The organism is Thermus caldifontis (genome assembly GCF_003336745.1).
GTDB lineage: Bacteria > Deinococcota > Deinococci > Deinococcales > Thermaceae > Thermus > Thermus caldifontis.
Genome location: NZ_QGMX01000022.1, coordinates 12,142 through 33,821 on the forward strand (window position 1 = coordinate 12,142; position 21,680 = coordinate 33,821).

At 65.0% G+C, this 21,680-nt stretch carries 24 protein-coding genes; 14 read left to right on the forward strand and 10 right to left on the reverse strand.

Annotated features, from left to right (window positions below):
* Positions 1-8: 8 nt before the first annotated feature.
* The 4 genes from DK874_RS10640 to DK874_RS10655 are packed head-to-tail and all read right to left on the reverse strand — an operon-like array spanning position 9 to position 4,655.
* Positions 9-1,076 (reverse strand): branched-chain amino acid ABC transporter permease, encoded by a 1,068-nt coding sequence (locus DK874_RS10640; protein ID WP_114314003.1) that lies wholly within the window; start codon positions 1,074-1,076, stop codon positions 9-11.
* Positions 1,073-1,966, reverse strand: a complete 894-nt coding sequence (locus tag DK874_RS10645) for a branched-chain amino acid ABC transporter permease (RefSeq protein ID WP_114314004.1) — start codon at positions 1,964-1,966, stop codon at positions 1,073-1,075. The genes DK874_RS10640 and DK874_RS10645 overlap by 4 nt, the downstream gene beginning before the upstream one ends.
* Positions 1,963-3,897, reverse strand: a complete 1,935-nt coding sequence (locus tag DK874_RS10650; RefSeq protein ID WP_114314005.1) for a long-chain fatty acid--CoA ligase — start codon at positions 3,895-3,897, stop codon at positions 1,963-1,965. The genes DK874_RS10645 and DK874_RS10650 overlap by 4 nt, the downstream gene beginning before the upstream one ends.
* Entirely contained in the window at positions 3,894-4,655 is a 762-nt protein-coding gene (locus tag DK874_RS10655; RefSeq protein WP_114314006.1) for an ABC transporter ATP-binding protein, read from the reverse strand. Before DK874_RS10655 ends, DK874_RS10650 begins: the two co-directional genes overlap by 4 nt.
* A gap of 162 nt (positions 4,656-4,817) precedes the next feature.
* Here DK874_RS10655 and rpmH point away from each other — a divergent pair, with 162 nt between their 5' ends.
* The 6 genes from rpmH (at position 4,818) to prmC (ending at position 8,235) form a co-directional block, all read left to right on the forward strand.
* Complete coding sequence (rpmH, locus tag DK874_RS10660) at positions 4,818-4,964, forward strand: 50S ribosomal protein L34 (protein WP_015716485.1); 147 nt, start codon at positions 4,818-4,820, stop codon at positions 4,962-4,964.
* Positions 4,965-5,044: 80 nt separating this feature from the next.
* A complete protein-coding gene (gene rnpA, locus DK874_RS10665) occupies positions 5,045-5,302 on the forward strand; it encodes a ribonuclease P protein component (RefSeq protein WP_240307659.1) in 258 nt (85 codons plus the stop codon).
* A 5-nt stretch (positions 5,303-5,307) separates the two neighbouring features.
* A complete protein-coding gene (gene yidD / locus DK874_RS10670) occupies positions 5,308-5,565 on the forward strand; it encodes a membrane protein insertion efficiency factor YidD (RefSeq protein WP_114314007.1) in 258 nt (85 codons plus the stop codon).
* Positions 5,562-6,857: a YidC/Oxa1 family membrane protein insertase gene (locus DK874_RS10675; RefSeq protein ID WP_114314008.1), complete on the forward strand. Its 1,296-nt coding sequence runs from the start codon at positions 5,562-5,564 to the stop codon at positions 6,855-6,857. Before yidD ends, DK874_RS10675 begins: the two co-directional genes overlap by 4 nt.
* A gap of 9 nt (positions 6,858-6,866) precedes the next feature.
* Positions 6,867-7,454 carry a Jag family protein gene (locus DK874_RS10680; protein ID WP_114314009.1) on the forward strand — a complete coding sequence of 196 codons (588 nt, stop codon included), beginning with the start codon at positions 6,867-6,869 and terminating at the stop codon, positions 7,452-7,454.
* Positions 7,417-8,235 (forward strand): peptide chain release factor N(5)-glutamine methyltransferase, encoded by an 819-nt coding sequence (gene prmC, locus DK874_RS10685; RefSeq protein WP_114314010.1) that lies wholly within the window; start codon positions 7,417-7,419, stop codon positions 8,233-8,235. Before DK874_RS10680 ends, prmC begins: the two co-directional genes overlap by 38 nt.
* On the opposite strand, the gene DK874_RS10690 is transcribed toward prmC, so the two are convergent.
* On the reverse strand, positions 8,182-9,588 hold the full coding sequence (locus tag DK874_RS10690) for a DUF3084 domain-containing protein (protein WP_114314011.1): 1,407 nt from the start codon (positions 9,586-9,588) through the stop codon (positions 8,182-8,184). The two genes, prmC and DK874_RS10690, sit on opposite strands and share 54 nt — an antisense overlap.
* A gap of 3 nt (positions 9,589-9,591) precedes the next feature.
* Entirely contained in the window at positions 9,592-10,320 is a 729-nt protein-coding gene (lptB, locus tag DK874_RS10695) for an LPS export ABC transporter ATP-binding protein (protein WP_114314012.1), read from the reverse strand.
* A 54-nt stretch (positions 10,321-10,374) separates the two neighbouring features.
* Between lptB and gltX the strand changes: the two genes are divergently transcribed.
* Genes gltX through ftsY form a run of 3 tightly spaced genes read left to right on the forward strand, consistent with a single transcriptional unit; the run spans position 10,375 to position 13,210 of the window.
* Positions 10,375-11,793, forward strand: a complete 1,419-nt coding sequence (gene gltX, locus DK874_RS10700) for a glutamate--tRNA ligase (RefSeq protein WP_114314013.1) — start codon at positions 10,375-10,377, stop codon at positions 11,791-11,793.
* A 31-nt stretch (positions 11,794-11,824) separates the two neighbouring features.
* Positions 11,825-12,265 carry a hypothetical protein gene (locus tag DK874_RS10705; RefSeq protein ID WP_114314014.1) on the forward strand — a complete coding sequence of 147 codons (441 nt, stop codon included), beginning with the start codon at positions 11,825-11,827 and terminating at the stop codon, positions 12,263-12,265.
* Between the two features lie 30 nt (positions 12,266-12,295).
* Entirely contained in the window at positions 12,296-13,210 is a 915-nt protein-coding gene (ftsY, locus tag DK874_RS10710) for a signal recognition particle-docking protein FtsY (RefSeq protein WP_114314015.1), read from the forward strand.
* On the opposite strand, the gene DK874_RS11685 is transcribed toward ftsY, so the two are convergent.
* Positions 13,207-13,356 (reverse strand): C1orf53 family protein, encoded by a 150-nt coding sequence (locus DK874_RS11685; protein ID WP_162798785.1) that lies wholly within the window; start codon positions 13,354-13,356, stop codon positions 13,207-13,209. The genes ftsY and DK874_RS11685 overlap by 4 nt on opposite strands.
* A gap of 29 nt (positions 13,357-13,385) precedes the next feature.
* Here DK874_RS11685 and DK874_RS10715 point away from each other — a divergent pair, with 29 nt between their 5' ends.
* Positions 13,386-13,796: a disulfide bond formation protein B gene (locus DK874_RS10715; protein WP_114314016.1), complete on the forward strand. Its 411-nt coding sequence runs from the start codon at positions 13,386-13,388 to the stop codon at positions 13,794-13,796.
* Here DK874_RS10715 and DK874_RS10720 read toward each other — a convergent pair.
* Both DK874_RS10720 and DK874_RS10725 read right to left on the reverse strand, forming a co-directional pair.
* Positions 13,784-14,509 carry a hypothetical protein gene (locus tag DK874_RS10720; RefSeq protein ID WP_114314017.1) on the reverse strand — a complete coding sequence of 242 codons (726 nt, stop codon included), beginning with the start codon at positions 14,507-14,509 and terminating at the stop codon, positions 13,784-13,786. The two genes, DK874_RS10715 and DK874_RS10720, sit on opposite strands and share 13 nt — an antisense overlap.
* Positions 14,510-14,513: 4 nt before the next feature.
* Complete coding sequence (locus DK874_RS10725; protein ID WP_205387582.1) at positions 14,514-16,622, reverse strand: ATP-dependent helicase; 2,109 nt, start codon at positions 16,620-16,622, stop codon at positions 14,514-14,516.
* Positions 16,623-16,655: 33 nt separating this feature from the next.
* Here DK874_RS10725 and DK874_RS10730 point away from each other — a divergent pair, with 33 nt between their 5' ends.
* From DK874_RS10730 to DK874_RS10745, 4 genes are all read left to right on the forward strand, one after another.
* Positions 16,656-17,552 (forward strand): phosphohexomutase domain-containing protein, encoded by an 897-nt coding sequence (locus DK874_RS10730; protein ID WP_114314018.1) that lies wholly within the window; start codon positions 16,656-16,658, stop codon positions 17,550-17,552.
* Positions 17,549-18,502, forward strand: a complete 954-nt coding sequence (locus tag DK874_RS10735; RefSeq protein ID WP_114314019.1) for an MBL fold metallo-hydrolase — start codon at positions 17,549-17,551, stop codon at positions 18,500-18,502. The genes DK874_RS10730 and DK874_RS10735 overlap by 4 nt, the downstream gene beginning before the upstream one ends.
* A 57-nt stretch (positions 18,503-18,559) precedes the next feature.
* The gene (locus DK874_RS10740) at positions 18,560-20,203 is read left to right on the forward strand and encodes a long-chain-fatty-acid--CoA ligase (protein ID WP_114314020.1); all 1,644 of its coding nucleotides are present in this window, start codon (positions 18,560-18,562) and stop codon (positions 20,201-20,203) included.
* Positions 20,204-20,313: 110 nt separating this feature from the next.
* Positions 20,314-20,751 (forward strand): DUF2267 domain-containing protein, encoded by a 438-nt coding sequence (locus DK874_RS10745; protein ID WP_114314021.1) that lies wholly within the window; start codon positions 20,314-20,316, stop codon positions 20,749-20,751.
* 16 nt (positions 20,752-20,767) lie between these two features.
* Here DK874_RS10745 and DK874_RS10750 read toward each other — a convergent pair whose 3' ends face one another.
* Positions 20,768-21,643: an HD domain-containing protein gene (locus tag DK874_RS10750; RefSeq protein WP_114314022.1), complete on the reverse strand. Its 876-nt coding sequence runs from the start codon at positions 21,641-21,643 to the stop codon at positions 20,768-20,770.
* Between the last annotated feature and the right edge of the window lie 37 nt (positions 21,644-21,680).

Consider the following 21,680-nt stretch of genomic DNA (forward strand, 5'->3'; position numbering starts at 1 on the left):
GGGGTTGCCTAGTACTTGAAGGGCCAGGTGCGGAAGTAGCTTCGCACCAGGCGCCACCAGTTGTAAAGCCCTCGAGGCTCAAACATGAGGAAGAGGACGATGATGAGGCCAAAGGCCAAGGGCCTAAGGGCGCTGGCCACGTCCACCCCCGCCACGCTGAACCCCAGGGCCTTGATGAGGTTGGAAAGCGCCTCCATGTTCACGTCCAGAAGCTCCAGGAAAGTCGGTCCCAGGAAACTCCCCACCAGGGTACCCAACCCCCCCACGATGGCCATGGCCAAAAGCTTGATGGAAACCGCAAAGGTATAGTCCTCTATGACCACGGCCCGGGAAAGGTAGGCGTAAAGCACCCCCGCCACCCCGGCGTAAAAAGCGCCCAGGGCAAAGGCGAAGAGCTTGGTGCGGCCCGGATCCATCCCCATGGCGTCGGCAGCCCGGTCGTTATCCCGCACCGCCACCAAAGCCCTCCCGTAGCGGGTGCGAAGCAGGTTGCGGAAGAAAAGGGCCAGGATCACCAAGGTGGCCAAGGCCACGTAGTACCAAAAGTGAAAGTGGTTGCGAAAACCCGCCTCATACCCCAGGAAGCTGGCCCGGGGCATGTCCATGGCCCCGCCCTGCTTCAGGAGGGGCAGGTGCCCCACGGCCCACTCAAAGACCACCTGGAAGGCTAAGGTGGCCAGGGCCAGGTAAAGGTGCTTGACCCTGAGGCTAGGGATCCCTACCAGGAAGCCGAAGAAGGCCGCCACCAGACCCCCCAGGGGAACCACCAACCAAAAGGGAAGCCCCTGGGGGGCCAGAAGCGCCGCCGTGTAGGCCCCCACCCCCATGAAGGCCGCCTGGCCGATGTTGATGAGGCCGGCATAGCCCGTGGTGATGTTGAGACCCAATACGGCGATGCTGTACACCAGGATCAGGTCCAGGATGAAGACCTGGGTTCGGGAGAGGAACAGGGGGAGGACCAGGAGAAAGCCCAGGAAGAGAAGCAAGGAAACCAGTTCCCGGTGGGTGGCGAAAATGCTGGTGTCCTGCCGGTAAGAGGCGCGGTAGTTTCCCGTCTGGGCCCAAGGGTTTCTCATACGCGCTCAATCTCCTCCGTGCCAAAAAGACCGTGGGGCTTGAACCAAAGGACCAGAAGGAGCACCAGGAAGGGGAAGACATCCCGGGTGCCCCCGCCCGGAACATAGGGGTCCAGGAACCCCGCCGCCAAGTTCTCTAACACCCCTATCAGAATCCCCGCCACCACCGCCCCCGGGATGGAATCCAGCCCTCCCAGGATCACCACGGGGAAGACCCGAAGGCCGATGTGCACCAGGCCGTCCAGGTTAAGGCCAGAGATGGTCCCCACCACCATCCCTGCGGCCGCCGCCGTAAGCCCCGCCGCCGCCCAGGCCAGGGCAAAAACCTTTTCCACGGATACCCCCAGGCTCATGGCCGCCATCTGGTCGTCGGCCACGCTCCGCATGGCCACCCCCAGGGTGGAACGCTGGAAGAACCAGGTGAAGGCCAGGAGAAAAAGCAGGGTGAAGCCCACGGCCAAAAGCTGGGCATAGGAGATCTGCACCCCAAGAAGCGTCACCCCCCCTGCGGGAAGGAAGCTGGGGTAGCTAAAGTTTCCCGCCCCATAAGGGGTGAGGTGGATGAGGCCGTCCAACAAGGAGGCCAGGCCGATGGTGGCCATGATGACCGAGATGATGGGCTGACCCACCATGCGCTTGAGAAAGACCCGCTCCACGCCAAAGCCGAGCAGGGCGGTAAGGCCTAGGGCCAAGGCGGCCGCCAGGAGGAAATGAACCCCCAGGGACACCATGGCCCAGTAGGCCAAAAAGGCCCCTATGGCGATGAACTGCCCCTGGGCGAAGTTCACCACCCGGCTGGCCTTGTAGATGAGGACGAATCCCAGGGCCGCCAGGGCGTAGACCAAGCCCAGCACAATCCCAGAAAAGAGAAGTTGCAGGAAAAAGCTCACGCCACCACCTCCTCCCTTAGGTCCAAGACCGGCACCTGGGCCCGCAACCGCTGGACGGTCCCATCCTGGTAGCGGTATTCCGCCTCCACCTCCACCGCCTCGAGGGGGGAGTACAAGGCCTCCACCAAGGGGGCGTACCTCTTGGCGATGAGGCCCCGGCGCACCTTGCCGGTGCGGGTGAGCTCCTCGTCGTCGGCATCCAGGAGCTTGTAAAGGAGGACGAAGCGGCGGATCTTGAGGTCTTCGGGAAGCTCCCCGTTCACCTTCTCCACCTCTTTGCGGATGAGTTCCGCCACCTCGGGCTTCAAGGAGAGGTCCAGGTAGGTGGTGTAGGCCAGCCCCCGGTCCTCCGCCCACTTGCCCACCGTCTGGGGATCAATGTTGATGAAGGCCGCCAGGTAGGGCTTGCGGTCGCCGAAGACCACCGCCTCCTTGATGTAGGGGGAGAACTTCAGCTTGTTCTCCACAAACTGGGGGCTGAACACCGTGCCCTTCTCGGTGCGCATCACATCGGAAAGCCGATCGATCACCACCAGGTGCCCATCCTCCGTGAGGTAGCCGGCATCCCCCGTGTGCAGCCAGCCCTCCCGGAAGGTTTCCGCCGTGGCCTCGGGGCGCTCCCAGTACCCGGCGCAGACGGCATCGGAGCGGCAGAGGATCTCCCCCTCCTCGCTGATGCGCACCTCGGTGCCGGGAATGGGCAGGCCCACGGTGTCGTGGCGCACATCCCCATCCCGGTGGACGAAGGCGATGCCGATGATCTCCGTCTGGCCGTAGATCTGCTTCAGGTTTACCCCAATGGCGTGGAAGAAGCGAAACACATCGGGACCCAAAGCGGCTCCCCCGGTATAGGCCCGCCTCAGGCGCAAGAAGCCCAGCTGGTCCCGCAAGGGCCGGAAAAGCACCTGCTCCGCCAGCCAGTAGGAAAGGCGTAGCCCCAGGGGCATGGGCTTTCCCCGCATGCGGTACTCCGCCGCCCGGTAACCGATCTTTAGGAGCCTTTCGTAGACAAAGCGGTTAAAGGCGTAGGACTCCGACATGCGCACCCAGATGCTGCTTTGGATGCTCTCCCAGACCCTGGGCGGGCTGAACATCACGTGGGGGCCGATCTCCTTGAGGTCCTGCATGGCGGTTTCCACCGCCTCGGGGAAGTTGACGGCGAAGCCCCCTGTGAGGGCCATGGCCACCGACATCATCTGCTCCCCGATCCAGGCCAAAGGCAGGAAGGAAAGGTAGTCGTCGGTAGGGAGAAGGGGGTCCACCTCCTGCAGGGCCACCCCCATGTGGATGAGGTTGCGGTGGCGGAGCATGGCCGCCTTGGGCCTTCCCGTGGTGCCGGAGGTGGAGGAAAGGTGGCAGACCTCCTCGGGGCTGGCCTCGAGGAGCAACTTCTCCACCGCATCCGGATACCTCCTCCGGTGCTCCCGACCCCGCTCCAACACCTCCTCAAAGGAAAGGAGCCAGGGGTCCCGGTAGCCCCGCATGCCCTTGGGGTCCTCGTAGATCACGTGGCGGACCTTGGGGATTTCGCTGCGGATCTCGTAGAGCTTGTCCACCTGCTCCTGGTCCTCGGCCAGCACGAAGCTGGCCCCGGTGTAGCCCAGCATGTAGGCGATCTCAGGGGGAAGGCTGCTTTGGTAGACCCCCACGCTGATCCCCCTCACCGCCTGGGCCCCAAGCTCCGCATAGAGCCACTCGGGGATGTTGTCGGCGATGATGGCCAGCCTCTCCCCCGGTTCAAAGCCCAAGGAGAGAAGGCCATGGGCAAAGAGGAGAACCTTCTCGTAATACTCTGCGTAGGTGACCTCGTTCCAGATACCGTAGTCCTTTTCCCTCAAGGCCACCCGATCCCCCTCCTTTTCCGCCCTGAGGCGCAGAAGCTGGGGCAGGGTGTAGCGCTTCATCTCGTAGGAGGGCCTTAGGGCCTTCATGCCTCCACCCCCAGGTAGGCCTCCTGGACCCGGGGATTCCTGGCCACCTCCTCCGGGGCCCCCTCGGCGATCACCTGGCCGAAGTCCAGCACGTAGACCCGGTCGGAGATGTCCATGACCACGGACAGGTCGTGCTCAATGAGGATCACCGTGGTGCCTTGGGCCCGGATCTCCAGGATGAAGCGCACCATGTCCTCCTTTTCCTCGAGGGTCATCCCCGCCATGGGCTCGTCCAGGAGAAGGAGCTTAGGGGAGAGGGAAAGGGCCCGGGCCACCTCCACCCGCTTCCTGACCCCATAGGGGAGGTTGCCCACCAAGGCCTTGCGGTAAGGCTCCAGCTCCATGAAGTCGATGACCTCCTCCACCACCCGGCGGTTTTCCACCTCCTTCTGAAGGGCCTTCCCGTAAAACACCCCCGCCTGGAACAGGTTGTAGCCCAGGTAGGTGTGCCGGGCCAGCATGAGGTTTTCCAGCACGGTAAGGCCAGAGAAGAGCTCAATGTTTTGGAAAGCCCGGGCGATGCCCTTCCGGGTAACCTCGTGGGGGCTTGCGCGGGTGATCTCATGCCCCTCAAAGAGGATCCGTCCTCGCTGGGGGTGGTAAAACCCCGAGATGCAGTTTAAGAGGCTCGTCTTCCCCGCCCCGTTGGGGCCGATGACGGAAACCAGCTCCCCCTTCTCCACCGCCAGGGAAACCGAGGCAAGGGCGGCCACGCCGCCGAAGGTGAGGGTGACATTTTCCACCAGAAGCTGGGCCACGGACCTCCTCCCTAACAGCCGTTTGGGGGGAAGTATAAGGGGGAGGAGAGCATATGTCAACGCTCCTCTACTCATGTGCAAAAAACCGTTAGGTTCTTGCTTGCCCTTCTTATGCTACACTCGTTAAGGTATTGGGGGCCAAGGCCCCAGGGAGGGAAATGGATGAAAAGGACCTGGCAACCCAACCGGAGGAAGCGGGCCAAAACCCACGGCTTCCGGGCCCGCATGAGGACCCCAGGCGGCAGGAAGGTGTTGAAGCGGAGAAGGCAGAAGGGCCGCTGGCGCCTCACCCCCAGGGTGAACGCCTGAGACACCCCCCCCCTAAGGCGGGGGGTAAACTCCTTTCCCTAAAGGGCGACCGGGCATTCCAAAGGCTCCGCCAAGGACGCATGGGGCGGGGCCGGTTTTTAAGCGTTAAGTGGCTCCCCGCCCCCGAGCTCCGGGTGGGGATCGTGGTCTCCAAGAAGGTGGGCAAGGCGGTGGTGCGCAACCGCATCAAGCGCCGCCTGAGGGAGATCCTCCGCCGCCTCCACCTCCCCAAGGCCCACCTCTTGGTGATCGCCAGTCCCGAGGCCCGGGGGGCCGCCTACGCCGAGCTCTTCCAAGACCTCATCCGCGCCCTCAAGAAGAGCGGGCTGATACAATAGGCGGCGTGCGCGGCCTACTGATTCTTCTGGTTAAGGCATACCGCAGGTTCCTCTCCCCCCTCAAACCTAAGACCTGCCGCTTCCACCCCACCTGTTCCGCCTATGCCCTCGAGGCCCTAGAGCGCCACGGCGCCCTATGGGGTAGCTACCTGGCCGCCAGGCGCATCCTGAAGTGCCATCCCCTGCACCCCGGTGGGCTGGATCCGGTGCCCTTGGTCTTTCCACCCAGGGATACCGTCAAGACCCAGAAGGAGGCAAGATGAAAAGGCTTTTACCCCTCCTTTTCCTGCTTAGCCTAAGCGCTCTGGCCCTCGAGGCGGGCTTCAAGGACCAGGACGTAAACGGGGACGGGGTGCCGGAAAAGGTGGCCGTCACCAACCTCATGGACCTGGCCTTTGACCAAGGGGGCCAGGTGGTGGGCTGGTATGTCAAGACCTACAAGGGCACGGCCTTTAACGACTACACCCGGGCCCCCAACCTCTCCGCCAACGGACCGGTGGTGGCCCCAGTGGGCTTCACCCCGGAAAAGGCGGAGTACCAGGTGGAGGATGGCCGCCTTCTCGTCCGCTTCCAGGGAGCCAAGGGTACCCTCACCTATCGTATAGAGAAGGGCCGGTACACGGTCAGCGTGGAAGCCGATTTCCCCCTCACCCTAAGGCTTTCCGCCCAAGGAACCCCCAAGGTGCTCCTGGAAGGCCAAAAGGAGCCTACCCCGAGCGGGGAAGGCGGGCTCGTTTACCTGGCCTGGCAGACCAAGCCCAAGGCGGGCTATGCCCTGGTGGCCTTCGCCCAAGCCCCCCTTTCGGGCAAACTGGTGGGTAAGGAGGCCACCCTCACCCTGGCTCCCGGGGAAGCCTTAAGGATCTACGGCGGCCAAAACGAGCTGGTGCGCTTCCACGTGGAGGGTCTCCTAGGCCTTCCCGGCCTCTTCTCCCCCAACATCTGGGGGCAGCTGTCCCTGGGCCTCCTCTGGCTCATGGAGGTGGCCTTCCGCTATACGGGTAGCTGGGGCCTGGCCATCCTCTTCCTGACCCTGGTGGTGCGCCTTCTCCTTTGGCCCCTCATGCACCAGCAGTTCAAGAGCATGGCGGAGATGCAACGCCTCCAGCCCCTCATCCAGAAGATCAACGAGAAGTACAAGGACGACCCCAACAAGCGGGCGGAGGCCACCATGAAGCTCTACCAGGAGCACAAGGTGAACCCCGCCGCCGGCTGCCTTCCCCTTTTCATCCAGATGCCCATCCTCTTCATCCTCTGGAAGGTGATCGCCAACTACGAGTTCGGCCAGGGCCTGCTCTGGATTCCCGACCTGGCCCTCCCCGACCCCTTCTACATCCTCCCCGCCCTCTACGTGGCCTCCACCTTCCTTTCCACCTGGCTTTCCGCCCACGGCAACAAGGACCTGATCCGGCAAAGCCTTTTCATGAACCTGATCTTCATCTTCCTGGTCCTGCAGTTCCCCTCGGGGGTGACCCTCTACTGGGTCCTCTCCAACCTCATCGGCTTGGTGCAGCAGTGGCTCATCAACAAGAGCCTTAAGCCCTTGGCGGCGTAAACTGAGGGCATGGACGAGAAGAAAAAGAGCATTGACGACCTCCTCTCCGACCTGGGGGTGCTGGAGGAAGCCCCGGTGGAGGTGGAGCTAAAGGAGGCAGGCAAGGAGCCTGCAGAAAAAGGGCCCAAGGAGGTTTTGGAGAACTTCCTGGTGGGCCTCCTCCTGCGGCTGGACCCCGCCCATTACGTGGAGATCCGCCAGGAAGGCAACATCCTCAAGGCCGAGGTCAAGGGCGGGGACCTGGGCCGCTTCATCGGCAAGGAAGGGCGCACCCTGAAGGCGGTGGAGTACCTGGCCGGGGTGGTGCTGGCCAAGCACTTCGGTGGGACCTACCGGGTGGTCCTGGACGCCGCCGGCTACCGCAAGCGCCAGGAGGAAAAGATCCGCAGGATCGCCGAGGAGGCCGCCCTCACCGTGGCCATGACCCAGGAGCCCTTGCACCTTCCTCCCATGCGCCCCTCCGAGCGCCGCATCGTGCACATGCTCCTCAAAAACCACCCCCAGGTGACCACGGAAAGCCAAGGGGAGGGGGAGGAGCGGCACGTGGTGGTCTACCCCCGTGGTCAGGCTCCTGCGGGAACTCCAAAAGAGGCTTAGGACTGCAGGGCTTCCCGAAGGGGAGGCCCTGGACCTGTTGGCCTTGGCCTCGGGCCTTTCCCGCAAGGAGCTCCTCCTCCATCTCCCCCAAGCCCCACCCCCAGGTACGGAAGAAAAGGCCCTGACCCTCTTGGAAAGGCGCCTTGGAGGCTATCCCCTGCAGTACCTTCTGGGGGAGGTGGAGTTTTTTGGCCTGCCCCTCAAGGTGGCTGAAGGGGTCCTCATCCCCCGCCCGGAAACGGAGGGCCTGGTGGAGCTGGCCCTAAGCCTCCCCTTGCCCCATGCCCCCCGCATCCTGGACGTGGGCACGGGCACCGGGGCCGTCGCCCTTGCCCTAAAAAAACACCTTCCGGAGGCCCAGGTGTGGGCCACGGACACCGATCCCAAGGCCCTGGCCTTAGCCCGGGAGAACGCTCGCAGGCTGGGCCTGGAGGTGGCCTTCCTTCAGGCTCCCCTCACCGGCGGGTTGAAGGATCTGGACCTCCTTGTCTCCAACCCCCCCTACCTGCCCGAGGCCTACCGGGCCCAAGCGCCCCGGGAACTGGCCTTTGAAAGCCCTCAGGCCCTCTATGCGGGAAGGGAGGGGCTGGATGTGGCCCGGCCCCTGGCCCAGGAGGCCCGGCAAGCCCTCAAGCCGGGGGGGTTTCTCCTCCTGGAACTGGCCCCGGAAAACGTGGGGCTTCTGGCCAGGGAACTAGAGGCCAGGGGATGGATAGATGTGGAGGTGCTACGGGACCTGGCGGGTCGGGACCGGTACCTCCGGGCCCGGAGGCCCGCCTAGGAGCTGGAAGGAAAGCAGAGGCTTTTCCGTGGTCCACACCTCCTTGGCCGCCACCACCCCCACCCGCACCACCCCCTTTCTCCCCTGGAGGAGGCTAAGCCCCCGGGCCAGCTCCTCGGAGGAGGGGAAGGTGGCGTACTCCGGGGGAAGGCCCGCCTCCAAAAGCTTCCTTCGTACCAACTCCCCCAGGCCCTCGAGGACCTCCTGATCCCGGGCCGGGGTGGAGAGGCGGAAGGTGCGGGAGGCCAGAACCTCCCCGGCGGCAAAGGCCTTGCGCTCGGGATAAAAGCGCACCCGCACGAGAAGCCTCTCCTCCTGGTACCCCGCCCCCTCCAGCACCGCTAGGCCCGGACCCCTAGCCTCCCCCAAAAGCTCCACACCCCGGAAACCCTGTAGCCGTGCCCGCCGTTCCGCCACCCGCTCCAGGACCTCCCTCCCCTCCTCCGCCCCCAGCCGTACCTCCCCCAGGAAAAGGCCCTGGCTAAGCCGGACCAGGCTTTGGGCCAGCTGGCCCCGCTCCCCTTGGAGCACCTCCGCTTGCACCAGGAGACTTCTAACCCTTCCCTCCGTCTGGCGAAGCTCCTCCCGGGCCTTAGCGAGGCTGGCCTTAAGAGCCTCCACCTCCTGGGCCAGGGCCTGGCGCTGCCGCCGGGTTTCCTCCAAGCGGGCGAGGGCCTGAAGCACATCCTCCTGCAGGCGCCTTTTTTCCTCGGCAAGACGCGCCCTTTCCGCCTCCGCCCGCTTGGCCGCCTCCTGGAGGGCGGTCAAGCGCCCCTCCAAGCTTTTGAGTTCCCGAGCCTTCTCCGCAAGCTCCGCCGTCTTCTTGGCCAACTCTTGGTTTCTTTCCTCCAGAAGCTGGGCCAGGGCCTGGCGCTCCGCCTGTAGGGCCGCCCGCTCCTTAAGGAGGGCCTTCACCTGGGAGGCTAAGGCCTTGGCCTCCTCCTCCAGGCGGCTCCTCACCATGCCGGCCTGCTCCAGGGCCTGGACCAGGGCTCTCCTTTCCTCCCTCAAGGCGTTGAGTTCCGCCAGGGCCCTGCTGGCCTCCGCCTCCATGGCCGCCTTGGCCTGCAGAAGGACCTCTTGCTCCCTTCTAAGCTGGTCCCGCTCCGCCCGGATGGCCTGGGCCTCGAGGATCACCTCCCGGGCCTCCCGGAACACCAGGAGAAACCCCAGGTAGCTGAAGAGGGCGATCCCCACCCCCGTGAGGACCGCCACCAGGGTGGCGGTCTGCCGGGGCCTCAGGCCAAAAAGGCGGTAATGGCGCTTCCCCGCCCACTTGGCCACCTTGTCCCCCAGGTAGGCCACCAGGGCGGAGAGCACCAGGATCAGGACGAGAAGGGCCCAGAAGGTCATGGCCTAAAGCTCGTAGTCCTCCCCCAGGTAGTGCCTCCGTACCCCCTGGTCCCGGGCAAAGGTCTCGGGGTCGCCGTGGAAGAGAATCTCTCCGTCGTACATCACATAAACCCGGTCGGTGATGGCCAGGGTCTCCCGCACCGCATGGTCGGTGATGAAGACCCCCACCCCCCGCCTCTCCCGGAGCTCGGCGATGACCTTTTGGATCTCCTTTACGTTCTTGGGGTCCACCCCGGTGAAGGGCTCGTCCAGGAGGATAAAATCGGGGTCCGTGCAAAGGGCTCTGGCCATTTCCAGCCGCCTGCGCTCCCCCCCGGAAAGGGCGTAGGCCATCTGGTCCTTGAGGTGGTAGATGGAAAGCTCCTCCAAAAGGGCCTTGGCCTTCTCCAGCTGCTCCTTGCGGGAAAGGGGCTGGAACTCCAAAACGGCCAGGAGATTTTCCAGCACCGTCATCCGCCGAAAGGCGGAAGGCTCCTGGGGCAGATACCCCAGGCCCAGCCGGGCCCGGCGGTGCATGGGAAGGCGGCTCACCTCCTGCCCCTTTAGGAAAATCCGCCCCCCCGTGGGCCGGATGAACCCCACCACCATGTAGAAGGTGGTGGTCTTCCCCGCCCCGTTGGGGCCGAAGAGGGCCACGATCTCCCCCCGCTTGAGGCGTAGGTCCACCCCCCGCACCACCTCCCTGGAGCCGTAGCGCTTGCGCAACCCCTTGGCCAAAAGCTCCCCGTCCATTACCCTTCAGGGTAAGGCCCAACTTTTAGCCCTGGGTGAGATAATGGGCGAGGTATGGTGGTGACCCGCATCGCCCCAAGCCCCACGGGGGACCCCCATGTGGGGACGGCGTATATCGCCCTTTTCAACTACGTTTGGGCACGAAAAAACGGAGGGCGCTTTCTGGTGCGCATTGAGGACACCGACCGCACCCGCTATGTGCCGGGGGCGGAGGAACGCATCCTGGCCGCCCTTGGGTGGCTTGGCATCTCCTACGACGAAGGCCCCGACATCGGTGGGCCCCACGGGCCCTACCGCCAGTCGGAGCGGCTACCCCTTTACCAAAAGCACGCCGAGGAGCTTCTCCGGCGGGGATGGGCCTACCGGGCCTTTGAGACCCCCGAGGAGCTGGAAAGGATCCGCAAGGAAAAGGGAGGGTATGACGGCCGCGCCCGCAACATCCCCCTCGAGGAGGCCGAGGAACGGGCGAGAAGGGGCGAGCCCCACGTGATCCGCCTCAAGGTGCCAAGGCCCGGCACCACGGAGGTGAGGGACGAACTTAGGGGGGTGGTGGTCTACGACAACGGGGAGATCCCCGACGTGGTCCTTCTCAAGTCCGACGGCTACCCCACCTACCACCTGGCCAACGTGGTGGACGACCACCTGATGGGGGTGACGGACGTGATCCGGGCCGAGGAGTGGCTGGTTTCCACCCCCATCCACGTCCTCCTCTACCAGGCCTTTGGCTGGGAGGTGCCCAAGTTCTACCACATGCCCCTCCTTAGAAACCCGGACAAGACCAAGATCTCCAAGCGAAAGAGCCACACCTCCTTGGAGTGGTACCGGGCGGAGGGGTTTTTGCCCGAGGCCCTGCGCAACTACCTGGCCCTCATGGGCTTCTCCATGCCCGATGGGCGGGAGATCTTCACCCTCGAAGAGCTCATCGAGGCCTTCACCTGGGAGCGGGTTTCCCTGGGAGGACCGGTCTTTGACCTGGAGAAGCTCCGCTGGCTCAACGGCAAGTACATCCGCGAGGTCCTCTCCCTGGAGGAGGTGGCGGAAAGGGTGAAACCCTTCCTGAGAGAAGCGGGGCTCTCTTGGCCGGACGAGGCCTATTTGGGGCGGGCGGTGGAGCTCATGCGCCCCCGGTTTGACACCTTGAAGGAGCTTCCGCAAAAGGCCCCGTACCTCTTCAGCGAGGACTACCCCTTTGCGGACAAAGCCCTGGAGAAGCTGAGGGAAGGCCTTCCCATCCTAAAGGAGGTGGAGGCCCTCTTAAGGGCCCAGGAGGACTGGAGCGAGGCCGCCCTGGATGCCCTCCTCCGGGGTTTCGCCCAGGAAAAAGGCCTCAAGCTGGGCCAGGTGGCCCAGCCCCTAAGGGCCGCCCTCACGGGAAGCCTGGAAACCCCGGGGCTTTTTGAGATCATGGCCCTATTGGGCAAGGAGCGGGTCCTTGCCCGGCTGGCCCGGGCCCTAGGGAAGGGCACCTCGTGAAACACCCCACAAGCCGGGGTATACTGAAGCCATGAAGCGGATTCTCCTTGCCTTCCTCCTGCTTTTAGGAATGGCCAGCGCCCAGAGCGCCATTCAGATGCGGTTCGGCTACGGGGAAGGTTTGGGCCTTACCTTTGGAGCTGGGCTGGAAAGTCGTCTGCGACAGAACCTCTCCGGCCGGCTTGCCGCCATGCTGGCCCCGGCAGCCCCGGGGGTGGCCCTGGAGGCCGCCCTCCTCTTTAAACCCGACCTGGGCCAGTACGACCCCAGCCTAAAGGGCCTCCTCCCCTACTTCGGCGGGGGGCTTAGCGCCGTGGTGGGGCCAAGCCTCACCGCAGGGGTGGGCATCACCGGGGGAGTGGAGGGCCTACTGGACCCCTACACGGGCCTTTTCGCCGAGGCCACGTACGTCTACGGCTTCGCCCAGTTCCCCAAGGTCTGGCATTTCGCCCTGGGGGTCAGCTTCCGCTAAGGGGTCCTCCGGGAAAAGGGCAGGAAACCCATGGGCTTCTTTGACCGACTGAAAGCCGGCCTCGCCAAGACCCGGGAAACCCTCCTCAAGGCCATCCCCTGGGGGGGGAGTCCCGAAGAGGTCTTGGAGGAGCTGGAGATGGCCCTCCTTGCCGCCGATGTGGGCCTCGAGGCCACCGAGGAGCTCCTCGCCGAGGTGAAGGCCTCGGGGCGGAAGGACCTGAAGGAGGCGGTCAAGGAACAGCTGGTCCAGATGCTGGAGCCGGACGAGCGCCGGGCCACCTTGAGGAAGCTGGGTTTCCGCCCGCAAAACCCCAAGCCCGTAGAACCCCAGGGCCACGTGGTCCTGGTGGTGGGGGTGAACGGGGTGGGCAAGACCACCACCATCGCCAAGCTGGGCCGCTACTACCGAAACCTGGGCAAGAAGGTCATGTTCTGCGCCGGGGACACCTTCCGCGCCGCTGGGGGGGCTCAGCTTTCCGAATGGGGGAAACGCCTGGACATCCCCGTGATCCAAGGGCCGGAAGGCGCCGACCCCGCCGCCTTGGCCTTTGACGCCGCCAGCGCCCGCAAGGCCAGGGGGTACGACCTCCTTCTGGTGGACACCGCAGGCCGCCTCCACACCAAGCACAACCTCATGGAGGAACTGAAGAAGGTGAAGCGGGCCATCGCCAAGGCAGACCCCGACGAGCCCAAGGAGGTTTGGCTGGTGCTGGACGCCGTCACCGGGCAAAACGGCCTCGAGCAGGCCAAGCGCTTCCACGAGGCGGTGGGGCTTACGGGGGTCATCGTCACCAAGCTGGACGGCACCGCCAAGGGCGGGGTCCTCATCCCCATCGTGCGCACCCTCAAGGTGCCCATCCGGTTCATCGGGGTGGGGGAAGGCCCCGACGACCTCCAGCCCTTTGACGCGGAGGCCTTTGTGGAGGCGTTATTGGAAGCCTAAGCTTCCTCTTCCCCCTTAGGCCAGGGGCAGTGGCGACAACCCGAACCGCAGCAAAGCCCCCGTTTGCGGAGATACGCCTCCGTGAAAACCATCCGCCCCTCCTCCCAATAGAAGTCTTCGCCCTCTTGGAGTTCGGCTTCCGCCATGAGCCTTAGTCTAGCGGTATGCTCTCCCCATGAACCGCGCTCCCTTCCTCCTCGCCTTCGCCTGGGTGGTGGCCCTGGTGGCCACCTTGGGAAGCCTCTACTACTCCGAGGTGCGGCTTTTCTTGCCCTGCGAGCTCTGTTGGTACCAGCGCATCTTCATGTACCCGCAGGCGGTCCTCCTGGGCCTAGCCCTTTGGCGGCAGGACCTTGCTGTCTGGCCCTATGCCCTTACCCTTTCCCTCATCGGGGGCGGATTCAGCACCCTACATCTCCTGGAGCAGCGCTTCCCCGACCTCTTCACCCTGGCCTGCAAGCCCCCGGTGCCCTGCAACGTGGAGTACATACCCCAGTTCCCCATCCCCTTGCAGGCCCTGATCGCCTTCCTCCTCATCGCCCTTAGCATGGGGTTTCTGGCCCGAGAGGCCCGTCAAAGGGGGTAGCCGAGCCCCTCGAGGACCCCCCTCACCCTATAGCCCAGGAGGTCCTCCGGGGGGTAGACCACCTGCACCCTTTCCCAAGCCCCCTTCTCCACCGGGGCCAGGGCCAGAAGGGCGTGAAAGGGCTGGAGTATTTCCAGGTTAAGCCGCCCTCCCACATAGAGGAGAAGGTCCGCCTTTAGGGAAAGGGCCCTCACCTCCTCCGGCCTTAGGGCCACATGCCCCCGGGCCCTTTCCGGCAGGCGGGAAAGGAAGCGATCCCCCTCGGCGAAGCTTCCGGCCACCACGGAAACCTGGGCCAAGGGCCTCAAAAAAGGGGCCAGGGAAGGCCGTAAGGGCCCAAGCCATAGCCCCCTAGCCCCGGGGAAGTGGGTGGAAAGAAGCCGTTCCAGGGCCAAGCCTTCCGTATACTGCCCAGCGACCCCCCCCACCCGGGGCAGCAAAAGGTCCAAAAGCCCCGCTTCCTTGGCCTCGGGCTCCAGGAAGAGGTTCAGGGGAGGTTTCTCGGGCGGGGGCACAGCCTCCGCCAAGACCGCCCCCGCCAGGCCCAAGGGCCCCAGGCAAGGCAGCAAGGCCCAGGGGTCCTGGGCCTCTACCGGGTAGGGGAAAAGGGGAAGACGGGCCGTGGCTACCTCCGCCACCAAGCGGTCAAAGAGGGGGGAAGGGGCCCGGTAAAGGAAGGCCAAAGGGCGGGTTTTGTGGTACTCGGGCCGCATGGCTTCACCCCAAGGGCCTCAGGTCCGCGTACTTGAGGGAAAGCCGCTTCAGGCCCACCCCCTCAAAGTGCACGGTCACCTCATCCCCCATGGCCGCCACCACCGTGCCCGGGCCGAAGCGGGGGTGGACCACCCTTTCCCCGCCCTTAAAGGCCCCGGGCTTGGGCCGGTGGAGGGGGGGCGTCCTGGAGGGGGTACGGTAGGGGTCGTACTCCTCATATAGCCCCCCAGCCACCTCCTCCAGGAAGCGGCTTGGCCGGCTGGGCTCCAGGCGACCGTAGACCTCCCTTTCCTCGGCATAGGAGAGGTAAAGCCTCTCCTGGGCCCGGGTCACCCCCACGTAGAAGAGGCGGCGCTCCTCCTCGAGGCCCTCCAGGGTGTTCAAGGACGAGCGGTGGGGCAAAAGCCCCTCCTCCACCCCCACCACGAAGACCACGGGGAACTCCAGGCCCTTGGCGTTGTGCAGGGTCATGAGGGCCACCTTACCCCCAGGCTCCCCAGGCTCCTCGGCCCGGGCGGTAAGGGCCACCCTGTCCAGAAACTCCATGAGCCCCTCCGCCTCCTTGGCGGCCCTTAAGAGCTCCTCCACGTTCTCCAGCCGGTCCTCGTAATCCTCGGGGTAGGCCTCCTTCAGGTAGGCGGGGTAGTCGGTGGCCTCGAGGAGGTGGCGGAAAAACCCTTCCGCAGGGCCAAAGGCCAGCTCCTGAAGCTCCTCCATAAGGGCCAGGAAGTGGCGCAGGGGAAGGGGGCGGGATAGGCTCTCCGCCGCCACCTTGAGGGCCTCAAAGAGGGGAAGCCCCTTTTCCTTGGCCAGGGCCTCCACCTTCTCCACCGTGGCCGGGCCGATGCCCCTCGGGGGGGTGTTGAGGACCCGCTTCAGGCTCACCCCGTCCAGGGGGTTTAGGCTGAGCCGGGCGTAGGCCAAAAGGTCCTTCACCTCCGCCCGCTCAAAGAACCCCACCCCGCCCACCACCCGCGCCGGGATCCCCCGGGAGGCCAGGGCCTGCTCCAGGAGGCGGCTTTGGGCGTTGGTGCGGTAAAGCACCGCCACCCGGTCAAAGGGGGGCCCCAGGCGCAAGACCTCCTCGGCCACGAAGCGGGCCTCGTCCCGGGCGTCCTTAGCCCTATAGAGGCGCACGGGCTCCCCCCCCGGCTTCACGGGCCTTAGGGTCTTTTCCAGGCGGAGGGCGTTATGGACGATGAGGGCGTTGGCAAAGCGCAGGATAGCCTCGGTGGAGCGGTAGTTCACCTCGAGGCGAAAGACCTTGGCCCCGGGAAAGTCCCGGGTGAAGTCCAGGATGTTCCTGATGTCGGCGGCGCGGAAGGAGTAGATCCCCTGGTCCGGGTCCCCCACGGCCATGAGGTTGGCCTCCTCCCCCGCCAAAAGCTTGGTGAAGCGGTACTGCACGGGGTTGGTGTCCTGGTACTCGTCCACGTGGATGAACCGGGCCCGCTTCCTCACCCGCTTCAAGACCTCCCGGTCCTCCTCCAGAAGGCGCAGGGCATAGAGGAGGATGTCCCCGAAGTCCAAGGCCCCCTGGGCCTTGAGGGCCTCCTCGTAGCGCTTCAGCACATCCAAAAGCCTTCCCCGGCTAAGCCCCGCGTAGTAGTCGGGAAGCTCCGAAAGGAGGGACTCGGGGGCCTCCCCCCGGTTCTTGGCCCGGTCCAGAAGGCCCTTGATGGGCCCGGGGCGTGCGGCAAGCCCCAGCTCCTTCAGCACCTCCTTGAGGAGGGCGGTCTGGTCGTCCTCGTCGTAGACCACAAACCCCGGCCTAAGCCCCACCCGTTCCCCATAGACCCTAAGGATGCGCAAAGCGGCGGAGTGAAAGGTGGAAACCCAAAGCTCTCCCGCTCCTTTCACCATGCGCCTGAGTCGCTCCTTCATCTCCTCGGCGGCCTTGTTGGTGAAGGTGACCGCCAGGATCTCCGAGGGGTATACCCCCCGCTTGGCCATGAGGTAGGCCACCCGGTGGACCACGGTGCGGGTCTTGCCGCTTCCCGCCCCCGCCACCACCAAAGCCGGCCCCTCAAAGTGCACCACCGCCTGGCGTTGGGCCTCGTTCAGGGAGGAGAGGAGCGCCTCTTCCGAGGGCTGGGTCAAAGGGGCGTCCACGGGCCGAGTCTACCACGGGGTAGACTCTAAGGCATGGAGCTCTACCCCACGCAGGATGGGTTTTTGGGAGAGATCGCTAAGGGCTTCACCTTCGCCCAGGTGTCCAGGCTGGCCGCTGGGTTTGGGGAACGGGCCAGGGCGGAGGGGATAGACCAGGTGGTGGTGGCCCACGACACCCGTTTCCTGGCCAAGGAGATGGCGGAGGAAGCGGCAGGGGTGCTGGCGGGTCTCGGCCTTAAGGCCTTCCTCCTCAAAGGCCCCGTCCCCCTTCCCCTCTTTGCCTTCACCCTAGGGGAGCTGGAAGCGGCCGGGTTTTACCTCAGCGCAAGCCGCAAGCCCGCCCGTTACCAGGGGGTGAAGCTCCGCCTCGGGCCGGGGAAACCCCTCTCTGGCCAGGAGGTCCCCCTCCCGGAAAAGGTCCCTGAGGCCCGGGGGAACTTCCAGCTCCTGGACCGGAAAAGGGCCTACCTGGAGCACCTGGCAGGGAACGCCGGCCAGGGGGCCACGGGGAAAAAGGGTGTGGTCTACCTGGACACCCTAGGGGGTGCCGGGGGTGGGCTTTTGCCGGGGGTCTTTGGGCTTTTGGGCCTCGAGGCGGAGCTTAGGGAACTCCATCCCCTCCCCCACCCCCTCTTCTACGGGGTGGACCCCGACCCCAAGCCGGAAAACCTCCCCACCCTTCTCGCCCTCATGAGGGCCGTGGAACCCCCGGCGGTGGGCTTGGCCCTGGATGGGGATGCGGACCGCCTGGCTGCCCTTCTTCCCGGGGGGGAGGTTCTCCCTCCAGCGGAGGTCCTGAAGGCTCTCGAGGAGGCCCTGGAAGGGAAAGAGGTCCGGGGAGATGGCCAAGGTAGCTACCTCTTCCCCTGGCACCTCCCTGAACCCGATCCCTTCTTGGCCGCCTTGCTCCTCCTGGGGAAGCTTCTATGAAAGAGCTTCTCCCTGGGCTTTACCAGATCCCCGTGCCCATCCCCTACCCCCTAAAGGCGGTGAACCTCTACCTCCTTAAGGGCAACGGGGAAGTAGCCCTTCTGGACACCGCCTTGGGCACCAAGACCGCCCGGGGCACCCTGGAGCTCAGCCTGGCGGAGCTGGGCCTGTGTTTTCCCGATGTCAAGACCGTCCTCCTCACCCACCACCACCCAGACCACTACGGGCTGGCGGGCTTTTTTGAGGGGCTTGGGGCCCGGGTCTTTTTGCATGAGGAGGAGCTAGGCCGGGGCCACCTCTTCTGGCTCCAGCCCGAGGCCCTTGAGGAGAAGAGCTTTCGGCTTTTCCTGGACCACGGCACCCCGGAGGAGGCCCTTTGGGGCATCCGGGAGGCCATGGCCAAGACCCGCAAGCGGGTCCACCCTCCGCAAAACCCCCTGTCCCTGAGGGATGGGGACCTGCTGGAGGTGGCCGGCAAGAGGCTTAGGGTGGTCTGGACCCCCGGCCATGCGGACGGGCACGTGGCCTTCTTCCTGGAGGAAGAAGGGGTCTTGCTGGCGGGGGATGCCCTTTTGGAGCGGGTTTCCCCCAACGTGGGCCTATGGGCCTACACCCGGGAGAATCCCCTGAAGGACTTTTTGACGTCCCTAAAACGCCTGATGGAGCTTCCCGCCCAGGTGGCCTATGCGGGGCACTTTGGCCCCATCCCCCAGGTGAGGAAGCGGGCCCAAGAACTCTTCGCCCACCACCAGGAGCGCCTGGAAATCCTGCTCGCCCACCTGCAAGCCCCCATGACCGCCTGGGAACTCTCCTTGAGGCTTTTCCCCCAGGAGCTGGACGCCCCTGGCCGGCGCTTCGCCTTCGCCGAAACCCTGGCCCACCTGGAGTACCTGCGCCTCGAGGGGCAGGTAACGCGGGAAGGCCCCACCTACCGGTACTTCCGGGCCTAAACCCCTTGCCCCCAGGGTCCTAGGAGGGTAAACTTTGACCCGGTTCAAGGAGGTACCATGCATCCTTGGTACGTTCACTACGATCCCGGGGTCCCCAAAGAGGCCCCCAGGCCCTGGCTGCTCACCGAACTCCTGCGGGAAAACGCCCGCCGCTACCCCCAGAAGGTGGCCCTGGAGTTCCTGGGGCGAAGTCTTAGCTACCAAGGCCTTTGGCAAGAGGTGGAGGCCTTCGCCAAAGGCCTGCAGGAGGCGGGCCTGAAACCCGGGGACCGGGTGGCCATCATGCTCCCCAACTCCCCCCAGTTCGTCATCGCCTTCTACGGCACCCTTTTGGCCGGGGGCGTGGCGGTGAACACCAACCCCATGTACACCCCACGGGAGCTACGGCACCAGCTCCTGGACTCGGGGGCCAAGGCCCTGGTGATCCTGGACCTCCTCCTCCCCCGCTATCAGGAGGTGAAGGCGGAGGCCCCGGTGGGGATTCTGGTGCGCACAGGCATCCAGGACTACCTGCCCTTCCCCAAGAACCTCCTCTACCCCCTTGCCCTGAAGCGGAAGGGTCAGGCTCCCAAGGACCTGGAAGGCATCCCCTGGCGGGCCTTCCTCAAGCCGGGCCAGCCCCAGCCTATACCCCTAGACTTGGACGACCTCGCCCTCTTGCAGTACACCGGGGGCACCACCGGGGTAGCCAAGGGGGCCATGCTCACCCACCGAAACCTCTCCAGCAACGCCCTTCAGGTCCGTTCCTGGATCCCCGATTTCCAGGAGGGAAAGGAGGTGGTGCTGGGCGCCATCCCCTTCTTCCACGTCTACGGCATGACCGTGGCCATGAACCTGGCCCTTTTGGGTGCGGCCAAGCTGGTCCTTCTGCCTCGGCCTGAGATCAAGCCCATGGTGGAGGCCATAGAGAAGCACCGGGTCACCCTTTTCCCCGGGGTGCCCACCCTCTACGTGGCCTTCAACAACTTCCCGGGGATTGAAGGGCGGAACCTGAAAAGCGTGCGGGCCTGCATCTCGGGCTCGGCCCCCCTGCCGGTGGAGGTGGCCGAGCGCTTTGAAAGGCTCACCGGGGCCAAGCTGGTGGAAGGCTACGGCCTCACCGAGGCCAGCCCGGTAACCCACTGCAACCCCCTCCACGGCCCCCGCAAGCTGGGAAGCGTGGGCCTACCCTTCCCCGGGGTGGAGGCCAAGGTGGTGGACGAGGAGGGCCAGGAGGTCCCCCTGGGGGAGGTGGGGGAGCTCATCGTCAAAGGCCCCAACGTCATGAAAGGCTACTGGAACCGCCCCGAGGAAACCCAAAAGGCCCTCAAGGACGGCTGGCTCTTCACCGGCGACATGGCCCGAATGGACCAAGACGGCTACTTCTACATCGTGGACCGCAAAAAGGACATGATCATCGCTGGCGGCTACAACATCTACCCCCGCGAGGTGGAAGAGGTCCTCTACCAGCACGAAGCCGTCCAGGAAGCCGCCGTGGTGGGCGTGCCCGACCCCTACCGTGGGGAAACCGTGGCCGCCTTCCTCGTCCTCAAGGAGGAGTACCGGGGCAAGGTCACGGAAAAGGACATAGAAGCCTTCTGCCGGCAAAACCTCGCCGCCTACAAGGTCCCCCGCATCATCCAGTTCCGCGATAGCCTGCCCAAAACCAGCGTGGGGAAGATCCTCAAACGCCAGCTCACCAAAGAGGCGGCGAGGCGCTAACCCCTGAAGGCCAAGCCCAGGGAAACCCTCCCCCAGTCCGGGGGAGGCCCATCTTTACAAGAGCATGCTCAAGATTTATGATGATGAATGAAGGAAAGGAGGGGTAGGGTATGAGCGCCACTGGCCTCGAGGTCTTCGACACCACCATCCACAAAACCCACAGCTGGTTGAAAGGGATCATGGAAACCCTGGGCATAGAGGACCGCCACCGGGCGTACATGGCCCTTAGGGCCGTGCTCCATGCCCTACGGGATCGCCTCACCGTGGAGGAAACCGCCCAGCTGGCCGCCGAGCTCCCCATGCTCATCCGGGGCCTCTTCTACGAGGGTTGGGATCCCACGGGCAAACCCCTCAAGGAACGGCACAAGGAGGCCTTCCTGGCCCAGGTGGCCCGGGAGCTTAAAACCCCCTCGGGACCCGCCCTGGACCCGGAGGCCGCCGCCCGAGCGGTGTTCAAGGTGCTTTCTCAGAAGGTCTCCGAAGGGGAGATCCGGGACGTGCTGAACCTGCTTCCCAAGGAGATCCGCGAACTCTGGCCCCAGGCCTGATCGGAGCGGGACCGCCTCAGTCCAGCACAAAGCGGTCCTCGCTCTCGTGGAGCCGGACCCGGTGGACGATGCGCTGGTCCTGGTCCCCGTTCCCCTCGGTCATGGCCACCACGCTCACGTAGGGCCTTAAGGGGCTACGGAGCACCTTCTTGGTGAGGGTTTCCTCCACCTGGAAGATGCCCGCGGAGTTGTTCATGGTCACCTGGATCTCCACGGGCACCTTCTCCCCTTTCAGGATGCGCACCTCGTCCACCGCCAAGGCGCTGATGGAGTGGATGTCGATGCTTCCCAAGGCGAAGGCCTTCCGCCCCCGGCCCTTGGTGATGTCGGTGCCATCGGCCACGGCGGTAACCCCCGCCTCAACGGTGAGGGGTTCTGGGGAGAGGTCGTGGCTGTAGATGCCGTGGAGGATGAGGGCCCTAAGGGCAGTGCGTTGCTCGAGGTCAGGGTAGATCTTCTCCAGGATGCGGTTGAGGATGGGGAGGGCCAGGGTAACGCCAAAGGCCTCGTGGTGGTCCCGGTGCACCTGGTTGCCCAGGTCGTGGAGCATGGTGGCAAGGAGGACCACCACGTAGGCGTCCTCCAGCTCCCCGGCCCCTGACTCCACCGTGTCCAGGCGCACCCCCGCCTCGGCCAGAAGGGCCAGGATGGCCACGCTGGCCGCCCCGGTGAGGAGGGCGTGGACCCGGCCGTGGTCGTTGTAGCCCAGCTTGCGCATGGTGATGTAGTTGGCCATGTTCCAGCCGGCCCGGGCCTCGGGGTCTTGGATGAGGAGCTCGTAGGCCTTAAGGGCCTTGGGAAAGGCCTTTAGGCGCTCGCGAATGGACTGGTCGGCCTCGGCGTACAGCTTGGCCTTAGGGCTGGCCACGTGGACAACGCGCTCTCCCGTCATGGGCACCTCCACATTACACCACACCCCGGATGGCCAC

What these genes read in the sequence shown, in the direction of transcription:
- DK874_RS10680 (WP_114314009.1), top strand. Translation starts at nt 6,867, where the DNA reads ATGGACGAGAAGAAAAAGAGCATTGACGACCTCCTCTCCGACCTGGGG.
- DK874_RS10720 (WP_114314017.1), bottom strand. Translation starts at nt 14,509, where the DNA reads ATGCGGCCCGAGTACCACAAAACCCGCCCTTTGGCCTTCCTTTACCGG.
- DK874_RS10715 (WP_114314016.1), top strand. Translation starts at nt 13,386, where the DNA reads ATGAACCGCGCTCCCTTCCTCCTCGCCTTCGCCTGGGTGGTGGCCCTG.
- DK874_RS10730 (WP_114314018.1), top strand. Translation starts at nt 16,656, where the DNA reads ATGGAGCTCTACCCCACGCAGGATGGGTTTTTGGGAGAGATCGCTAAG.
- DK874_RS10690 (WP_114314011.1), bottom strand. Translation starts at nt 9,588, where the DNA reads ATGACCTTCTGGGCCCTTCTCGTCCTGATCCTGGTGCTCTCCGCCCTG.
- rnpA (WP_240307659.1), top strand. Translation starts at nt 5,045, where the DNA reads ATGGGGCGGGGCCGGTTTTTAAGCGTTAAGTGGCTCCCCGCCCCCGAG.
- DK874_RS11685 (WP_162798785.1), bottom strand. Translation starts at nt 13,356, where the DNA reads ATGGCGGAAGCCGAACTCCAAGAGGGCGAAGACTTCTATTGGGAGGAG.
- lptB (WP_114314012.1), bottom strand. Translation starts at nt 10,320, where the DNA reads ATGGACGGGGAGCTTTTGGCCAAGGGGTTGCGCAAGCGCTACGGCTCC.
- DK874_RS10650 (WP_114314005.1), bottom strand. Translation starts at nt 3,897, where the DNA reads ATGAAGGCCCTAAGGCCCTCCTACGAGATGAAGCGCTACACCCTGCCC.
- gltX (WP_114314013.1), top strand. Translation starts at nt 10,375, where the DNA reads ATGGTGGTGACCCGCATCGCCCCAAGCCCCACGGGGGACCCCCATGTG.
- DK874_RS10735 (WP_114314019.1), top strand. Translation starts at nt 17,549, where the DNA reads ATGAAAGAGCTTCTCCCTGGGCTTTACCAGATCCCCGTGCCCATCCCC.
- DK874_RS10750 (WP_114314022.1), bottom strand. Translation starts at nt 21,643, where the DNA reads ATGACGGGAGAGCGCGTTGTCCACGTGGCCAGCCCTAAGGCCAAGCTG.
- DK874_RS10675 (WP_114314008.1), top strand. Translation starts at nt 5,562, where the DNA reads ATGAAAAGGCTTTTACCCCTCCTTTTCCTGCTTAGCCTAAGCGCTCTG.
- DK874_RS10640 (WP_114314003.1), bottom strand. Translation starts at nt 1,076, where the DNA reads ATGAGAAACCCTTGGGCCCAGACGGGAAACTACCGCGCCTCTTACCGG.
- DK874_RS10705 (WP_114314014.1), top strand. Translation starts at nt 11,825, where the DNA reads ATGAAGCGGATTCTCCTTGCCTTCCTCCTGCTTTTAGGAATGGCCAGC.
- ftsY (WP_114314015.1), top strand. Translation starts at nt 12,296, where the DNA reads ATGGGCTTCTTTGACCGACTGAAAGCCGGCCTCGCCAAGACCCGGGAA.
- DK874_RS10745 (WP_114314021.1), top strand. Translation starts at nt 20,314, where the DNA reads ATGAGCGCCACTGGCCTCGAGGTCTTCGACACCACCATCCACAAAACC.
- rpmH (WP_015716485.1), top strand. Translation starts at nt 4,818, where the DNA reads ATGAAAAGGACCTGGCAACCCAACCGGAGGAAGCGGGCCAAAACCCAC.
- DK874_RS10740 (WP_114314020.1), top strand. Translation starts at nt 18,560, where the DNA reads ATGCATCCTTGGTACGTTCACTACGATCCCGGGGTCCCCAAAGAGGCC.